The sequence below is a fragment of the Leucobacter sp. 7(1) genome (assembly GCF_900163635.1).
Classification (GTDB): domain Bacteria; phylum Actinomycetota; class Actinomycetes; order Actinomycetales; family Microbacteriaceae; genus Leucobacter.
This window is the reverse complement of record NZ_FUID01000055.1, coordinates 1-6,111: the sequence shown is the minus strand read 5'-3', so window position 1 is coordinate 6,111 and position 6,111 is coordinate 1. Positions and strand designations below refer to the sequence as shown.

Here is a 6,111-nt window from a genome sequence, read left to right as displayed (position 1 = left end):
TCAGTGGTGAGGGCTTCCTGCTAGAGATAGGGCAGGTGTTGCACTCACCACCTGAGACCGCCTGTGGTTTAACCCCGAAGTGCGTCTCCTCGGCGGCGGGAGGCGTCGGGCGCGGGGGGCCTACGGAGGGGCGGAGCAGGCGCGAGGGGGACCCGGGTGCGGCAGAACACAAACGGGGTGCGGCCGGATTCCCGGCGCACCCCGTGCTGTGGCTTGTGTCGCCTAGGAAGCGAAGTTGCCGGTCAGGCGCACAGCACCGCCGTCGACGCCCTTGGCACCCTGCTCAAAACCGGTGAAATCGCGCTCGGCCATCGAAACCGTTCCAGCGACCCAGGTCTGCAGCCCCTCAGCGGTCAGCGCCGCGGCAACCTGGGGTGCCTGCGCCGCCGAAACCACCGCGAACATGCCAATGCCCAGGTTCCAAGCACCCTCAAGCGACTCGAGCGTGTGCCCGCCCAGTTCGGCGAGGTGACGGAAGACCGGCAGCGGCGACCAGCTGGATCGCTCAACCTCAACCCAGGCACCCTGGGGCAGCACGCGCGCCAAGTTCGCGGCAATGCCGCCGCCGGTGACGTGGCTGAGCACGTGGATCGCGCCGTCAAGCGCCGGATCCTCGAGCACGCGCAGCAGCGGTGCAGTGTAGAGCGCCGTGGGGGTCAGGAGCGCCTCACCGTAGCTCGCACCCAGATCAGCACTGTGGTCGGTGTAGCCAATGCCACGCTCGGCGAGGATGTGACGCACGAGGGAGAATCCGTTCGAGTGCAAGCCGGATGCGGCCATCGCAAGCACGACGTCGCCGTCGCGTACGAGGCCCGGCTGCAGCATCTTGTCGGCCTCAACCACACCAGTGGCCGCGCCCGCAACGTCGTAATCGTCCACGCCGAGCAGGCCGGGGTGCTCGGCGGTCTCTCCACCGGTCAGCGCGGTACCCGTGGCCTCGCACGCCTCGGCGATGCCGCGCACGATGTCCGCGATGCGTTCCGGGACGACCTTGCCGCAGGCGATGTAGTCGGTCATGAAAAGCGGCTTCGCACCCACGACAACAATGTCGTCGACAACCATCGCGACGAGGTCATGTCCAATGGTGTCGTGCTTGTCCATCGCCTGTGCGATCGCGACCTTCGTGCCGACGCCGTCCGTAGAGGAGGCAAGCAGAGGCCGCTTGTACCCGAGCAGCGCCGAGGCATCGAACATGCCGGCGAACCCGCCAACACCACCGAGCACTTCGGGCCCGTGGGTACGGGATACGGCGGACTTCATCAGTTCGACGGCAAGGTCACCTGCCGCGGTATCCACTCCGGACTGGGCATAGATCGACGCGTTTTCGCTCACAGCACCCAGTCTACCGTGCCCGTGCAGGGGTTATTCCCCCACGCGTGCGCGTTCGCGCACGTGGGGTGTGGGAGAATAGCCGAGCGTCGGTCTGACGCACCACCCACCCTCCAGGGAGCACCTCCACAGCATGTGCGGCATCGTCGGTATCGTTTCGTCCGAACCCGTCAACCAGCAGATCTACGACAGCCTGTTGCTGCTGCAACACCGCGGTCAGGACTCGACCGGAATCGCCACGCTTGAGGGCGATTTCTTCCACATGGTCAAGGCCAAGGGCCAGGTCCGTGAGGCGTACCGCACCCGCGACATGCGCCAGCTCCAGGGCACGGTCGGCCTCGGCCACGTGCGCTATGCCACCCGCGGCGATGCGTCCCGAGAAGAAGAGGCACAGCCCTTCTACGTGGGCGCCCCCTACGGCATCATCCTGGTGCACAACGGCAACTTGACGAACACCCGCGAGCTCACCGCTGAGCTCTACAACGTTGACCGCCGTCACCTCAACACGCACTCCGACACAGAGCTTCTGCTCAACGTCCTGGCCAACGAGCTGCAGAGCAACATTGCAGGTCTCTCGCTCGACGAGGACCAAATTTTCGACGCAGTCAGCCGCGTCTACGAGCGCGTCGAAGGTTCCTATGCGAGCATCGCGCTCATCGCGGGCTACGGCCTGCTCGCCTTCCGTGATCCGTTTGGGATCCGCCCGCTTGTGCTCGGCAAGCGCACGGGCAAAACGGGGCGCGACGAGTGGGTCGTCGCCTCGGAGTCGCTTGTGCTCGAATCCGGCGGCTACGAAATCGTCCGGGACGTCCGTCCGGGCGAGGCAATTCTCATCACCCCGGACGGGGCGATGACCTCACGCATGTGCGCGCAGACCTCTGAACTTGTGCCGTGTGCATTTGAGTACATCTACCTCGCACGACCGGACTCGGTCCTCAGCGGCATTTCGGTCTACGACGCCCGTTTGCGTCTTGGCGAGTCGCTCGCCGAGACCGTCGCGCGCGAGATCCCGACCGGCGACATCGACGTGGTCATGCCGATCCCGGATTCGGGTCGCCCCAGCGCCATGCAGATGGCCCAGAAGCTCGGGATCCCCTACCGTGAAGGGTTCTTCAAGAACCACTATGTGGGCCGCACCTTCATCATGCCGGGTCAGGCCGTGCGCAAGCGCAGCGTGCGCCAGAAGCTCAACGCGATGAGCACAGAGTTCGCGGGCAAGAACGTGCTGCTCGTCGATGATTCGATCGTGCGCGGCACCACGTCGAAGGAGATCGTCGAGATGGCCCGCGCGGCCGGTGCTCGCAGCGTGACGTTCGCCTCTGCAGCACCGCCCGTCCTGTTCCCGCACGTGTACGGCATCAACATGCCCACGCGCACAGAGCTGATCGCGCACAACCGTACGAACGACGAGGTCAACGCCGCCATCGGAAGCGACCGGCTCGTCTTCCAGACTGTCGAGGGAATGAACTCTGCGATCATGGGCGGCCAGTCCGAGGTCACGCGCCTTGAGCAGAGCTGCTTCACCGGCGAGTACATTGCCGGCAACATCGACGAGGAATACCTCGCCTGGGTCGAAGCCACCCAGGAAAGCTAAGCCCCAGATACGCAACAGGCCCTGAGAACCATTGGTTCTCAGGGCCTGTTGCGTATGCTCTGGCTACGGCCGGTCGTTGCCGTCGCCATCGGCAGACTTCCGCGGCGTCGGCTCGTCGGCAGCACTCGTCTCTGAGGCAGCCGGCTTCGCCGGAGTGCTTGGCGCGGCGTCAGCATCACCCGTCTCAGCGTTGTCGCTGCGCACTTCCTTCTTAAGGATGCGCATCGACTGGCCCAGGCTCTTCGCCAGACCGGGCAGCTTCGGTGCACCGAACAACAGCAGCACAATGAAGAGAACGACCAGCAGTGTGGGGCCGGACAGGTTGCCGAACATACGAGGAAACTCCGATCGAAAAGGTGTCGCTAGGGAGCGTCGGTGCCGCGCGGCTGCGCAGGAGACGTGGTCGTGGGCTCATCGGAGCCCGAATCGTCGCTACGTACTTCCTTCTTGAGGATGCGCATCGACTGGCCCAGGCTCTTCGCCAGACCGGGCAGCTTCGGTGCACCGAACAACAGCAGCACAATGAAGAGAACGACCAGCAGTGTGGGGCCGGACAGGTTGCCGAACATACGAGGAAACTCCGATCGAAAAGGTGTCGCTAGGGAGCGTCGGTGCCGCGCGGCTGCGCAGGAGACGTGGTCGTGGGCTCATCGGAGCCCGAATCGTCGCTACGTACTTCCTTCTTGAGGATGCGCATCGACTGGCCCAGGCTCTTCGCCAGACCGGGCAGCTTCGGTGCACCAAACAACAGCAGGATCACAAAGAGAATGGCGATGAGGTGTGCGCCACTGAGGTTACCCAACATGAGGGTGCTCCATTCGTTCGGTGTGACGCGATTATCGCACGTCGGACTGGATTGCGACCCCGCGTCCGCTGGATCGGCGGGCAACGACCCCCAGAATTAGTGCGAGCAGGCCGCCGAGGAACAGCCCGATCGCGCCCCCGATCAGCGCCATGAAGCCGGCGGCTTGACCGAGTGTGTAGTCCGCGTTCTCCCCCACGGGAAACAGCAGCGAGGCCAACATCGCGACGACGGCACCGAGCACCAATCCGACAATCAGGATGCGCCCGTATCGCACGGAGCGCTGCAGCACGACCTCGCGCTCGGTGGCCACCACGACAGGATCGACCACGTCCTCGTCAGCCGCAGCGCCGGCGGTGCCCTCGGCGACACGCTGCGCCTCGACAATGTCTTCGGTTTCGCTATCGGGTGCGAACTGCGTCGCATCCGGCGATGCGGGATCCTGCTGCGGCTGCGCGGCCGCAGCGTCGGGAGTACTCATAGCTCTATTGTCTCAGGCTCGGACTGTGGATCGTGTCAGTGGGGCCCGGGCCGGCTACTGGCCGGCGCGTACGAGCGGGAGGAGCCCGTCGAGCGTGGCGCGAGAACCCGACGCGATGATGCGCGCGGCATCGACAGCCGCGTCCCAGTCGAGTGCCCCGGTCGCGATCCCGAGCCACGTCTCAGCGTCCATCTCGACAACGTTAGGCGGAGTGCCGCGTGTGTGCCGCGGGCCTTCTACGCACTGCACAGCGCCGAACGGCGGTACCCGAACCTCCACCGAATTTCCGGGTGCCCGCTCCGCGAGCTCCTCAAGGAGGTAGCGCACCGCCATCGCTTGCACGGCACGCGGTGCGTTCGGCCCCAGCGCCGCTGACAATGCTGCGCGGCCGTCCGCCTCTGAGATCCGTCGCTTCGCCACGATCCCAGCCTATCTGCGTCCCGAATGTGGGCTCACCGCCGGTAGGCTTATGCCCGTGAAGATCCTCGTCTTGGGGCCCGGTGCCCGCGAACACGCCATCGTTCTTGCCCTCCTCGCGGAGGAGGCCGACCACGAGATTGTCTGCGCGCCGGGCAACGCCGGTGTTGCGGCGAGTGGAGTGGAAACTCCCGCACTGGCGTTCACCGATCCCTCGGCCGTTTCTGAGTTTGTGCGCGAGCGCGGCTTTGACCTTGTGGTCATCGGCCCCGAGGCACCGCTCGTCGCTGGCGTGGCGGATCCGCTCCGCGCCGCGGGTGTGCCGGTGTTCGGCCCGAACCAGGACGCGGCACAGCTCGAGGGATCAAAGGCGTTTGCCAAGCGGATCATGGACGCCGCGAACGTTCCCACCGGGCGCGCCGCGAGTGTCACCTCGGTCGCGGACGCTGGCCCGGTGCTCGACGACTTCGGTGCCCCCTACGTGGTGAAGGCTGACGGTCTCGCCGCGGGCAAGGGAGTCCTGGTGACGAGCGACCGCGCCGCCGCGCTCGAACACGTCGCGACCTGGGCGCCGCACGGCGACGTGCTCGTCGAGGAGTTCCTCGACGGCCAGGAAGTGTCGCTGTTCTTCTTCGCCGACGGGCACAACGTGGTTCCGCTCAGCCCCGCGCAGGACTACAAGCGCATCTTCGACGGCGATGAGGGACCCAACACGGGCGGCATGGGCGCCTACTCACCGCTGCCCTGGGTCGCGGACGACTTCGTTGCGGAAATTACCCGCACCGTCGCCCTGCCCACCGTGCGTCAGCTTGAGGCCGAAGGCACCCCCTTCATCGGGCTACTCTACTGCGGTTTGATCGTCACTTCCAAGGGCGTGCGAGTCATCGAGTTCAACGCTCGCTTCGGCGATCCGGAGACTCAGGTTGTGCTCGCGCGCCTCGAGTCGCCGCTGAGCCAGTACCTGCTTGCCGCTGCGAACGGTGCGCTCGCCGATCAGCCGGCGCCCGAGTTCTCCGCAGACCCCGCCGTAATCGTCGTGGTCGCGAGCGAAGGCTACCCCGGTGACGTCACGACAGGCCGCCAGATCACCGGGCTCGACGCAGCCGCCAAGGTCCCGGGTGTACACGTGGTCCACGCGGCGACCGAGCGCGACGCCGACGGCGGCTGGGTATCCACAGGTGGGCGTGTGCTCGGTGTCGTGGCACGCGGCACAAGCTTCGGCGAGGCGCGGGATCGCGCATACGCTGGCGTGGACGCAATCACCCTCGAGGGATCGCAGCACCGCACGGACATCGCGGCGCGCGTCGCCGAGTAGTCCGGGCCGGCGAGCGGCCCCTCCGCAACGAAACGACCCCTTCGTAACACAACGACCCGTACATCGCAGGAATATCTGCGAGTTACGGGTCGTTTTGCGAGTTACGGGTCGTTTCGTTGCGCGACAGCGCGACAGCGCGACAGCGCGACAGCGCGACAGCGCGACAGCGCGAC

8 protein-coding genes are annotated in these 6,111 nt (G+C 66.0%); 2 read left to right on the top strand and 6 right to left on the bottom strand.

The window, feature by feature from the left end; all coding sequences use genetic code 11:
* Nucleotides 1-222 precede the first annotated feature (222 nt).
* Entirely contained in the window at nt 223-1,332 is a 1,110-nt protein-coding gene (purM, locus tag FM113_RS10585) for a phosphoribosylformylglycinamidine cyclo-ligase (protein WP_176387175.1), read from the bottom strand.
* A gap of 130 nt (nt 1,333-1,462) precedes the next feature.
* Here purM and purF point away from each other — a divergent pair, with 130 nt between their 5' ends.
* A complete protein-coding gene (gene purF / locus FM113_RS10580; protein ID WP_087014465.1) occupies nt 1,463-2,923 on the top strand; it encodes an amidophosphoribosyltransferase in 1,461 nt (486 codons plus the stop codon).
* A gap of 63 nt (nt 2,924-2,986) precedes the next feature.
* Here the strand turns inward: purF and FM113_RS10575 are convergent, their stop codons facing one another.
* The 5 genes from FM113_RS10575 to FM113_RS10555 are packed head-to-tail and all read right to left on the bottom strand — an operon-like array spanning nt 2,987 to nt 4,626.
* Nucleotides 2,987-3,256: a twin-arginine translocase TatA/TatE family subunit gene (locus FM113_RS10575; protein WP_087014464.1), complete on the bottom strand. Its 270-nt coding sequence runs from the start codon at nt 3,254-3,256 to the stop codon at nt 2,987-2,989.
* A gap of 29 nt (nt 3,257-3,285) precedes the next feature.
* Complete coding sequence (gene tatA, locus FM113_RS10570; protein ID WP_087014462.1) at nt 3,286-3,492, bottom strand: twin-arginine translocase TatA/TatE family subunit; 207 nt, start codon at nt 3,490-3,492, stop codon at nt 3,286-3,288.
* 29 nt (nt 3,493-3,521) lie between these two features.
* Nucleotides 3,522-3,728: a twin-arginine translocase TatA/TatE family subunit gene (locus tag FM113_RS10565; protein WP_087014460.1), complete on the bottom strand. Its 207-nt coding sequence runs from the start codon at nt 3,726-3,728 to the stop codon at nt 3,522-3,524.
* Between the two features lie 31 nt (nt 3,729-3,759).
* Nucleotides 3,760-4,206 carry a hypothetical protein gene (locus FM113_RS10560; protein WP_087014458.1) on the bottom strand — a complete coding sequence of 149 codons (447 nt, stop codon included), beginning with the start codon at nt 4,204-4,206 and terminating at the stop codon, nt 3,760-3,762.
* 54 nt (nt 4,207-4,260) lie between these two features.
* On the bottom strand, nt 4,261-4,626 hold the full coding sequence (locus FM113_RS10555) for a sterol carrier family protein (protein ID WP_087014456.1): 366 nt from the start codon (nt 4,624-4,626) through the stop codon (nt 4,261-4,263).
* A 55-nt stretch (nt 4,627-4,681) separates the two neighbouring features.
* Between FM113_RS10555 and purD the strand changes: the two genes are divergently transcribed.
* Nucleotides 4,682-5,938 carry a phosphoribosylamine--glycine ligase gene (gene purD, locus FM113_RS10550; protein WP_087014469.1) on the top strand — a complete coding sequence of 419 codons (1,257 nt, stop codon included), beginning with the start codon at nt 4,682-4,684 and terminating at the stop codon, nt 5,936-5,938.
* Nucleotides 5,939-6,111 lie beyond the last annotated feature (173 nt).

What these genes read in the sequence shown, in the direction of transcription:
- FM113_RS10565 (WP_087014460.1), bottom strand. Translation starts at nt 3,728, where the DNA reads ATGTTGGGTAACCTCAGTGGCGCACACCTCATCGCCATTCTCTTTGTG.
- FM113_RS10575 (WP_087014464.1), bottom strand. Translation starts at nt 3,256, where the DNA reads ATGTTCGGCAACCTGTCCGGCCCCACACTGCTGGTCGTTCTCTTCATT.
- FM113_RS10560 (WP_087014458.1), bottom strand. Translation starts at nt 4,206, where the DNA reads ATGAGTACTCCCGACGCTGCGGCCGCGCAGCCGCAGCAGGATCCCGCA.
- purF (WP_087014465.1), top strand. Translation starts at nt 1,463, where the DNA reads ATGTGCGGCATCGTCGGTATCGTTTCGTCCGAACCCGTCAACCAGCAG.
- tatA (WP_087014462.1), bottom strand. Translation starts at nt 3,492, where the DNA reads ATGTTCGGCAACCTGTCCGGCCCCACACTGCTGGTCGTTCTCTTCATT.